At 49.2% G+C, this 526-nt stretch carries 2 tRNA genes and 1 rRNA gene; all 3 read right to left on the reverse strand.

Annotation, left to right across the window (positions count from 1 at the left end):
• Nucleotides 1–229: 229 nt before the first annotated feature.
• Nucleotides 230–303 (reverse strand) — tRNA-Ile (locus MUB35_RS30400).
• Between the two features lie 24 nt (nt 304–327).
• A tRNA-Ala gene (locus MUB35_RS30405) sits at nt 328–400 on the reverse strand.
• 6 nt (nt 401–406) lie between these two features.
• Nucleotides 407–524, reverse strand: a 5S ribosomal RNA gene (rrf, locus tag MUB35_RS30410).
• Nucleotides 525–526 lie beyond the last annotated feature (2 nt).

Consider the following 526-nt stretch of genomic DNA (forward strand, 5'->3'; position numbering starts at 1 on the left):
TCTTAGTGCCAAGGCATCCACCCTGCGCTCTTTCTTGCTTGGCCTTACCAGATACCATAGCGTTGGTACCTGACGGCTTGGGTTGTTGCTTGGTTTTTGTTTCTCAATTCGCTGTATCTTACTACAGCGCCTCGTTTTCGTCTCTATCTTTACGTTTAACGTATTCTAGATGTTTCGTATATGCAGTTTTCAAGGTACGATGCTGGCAAAGTATAAATACTTTACCTAGTGGGCTTAAGTGGACTCGAACCACCGACCTCACGCTTATCAGGCGTGCGCTCTAACCAGCTGAGCTATAAGCCCTAACTCGTTTTATTGAGTTTTGAGTGGAGATAAAGAGATTCGAACTCTCGACCCCCTGCTTGCAAGGCAGGTGCTCTCCCAACTGAGCTATATCCCCATTTTAATCCGGCAGCCACCTGCTTTCCCATGCCGTCTCCAGCATAGTATCATCGGCCTCCCAGGTCTTAACCATCGTGTTCGGGATGGGTACGGGTGTGTCCCCTGGGCGTATCGCCACCGGAAA

This window comes from Blautia sp. NSJ-175 (genome assembly GCF_022867815.1).
In the GTDB taxonomy this organism is placed as follows: Bacteria; Bacillota; Clostridia; order Lachnospirales; family Lachnospiraceae; genus Blautia; species Blautia celeris.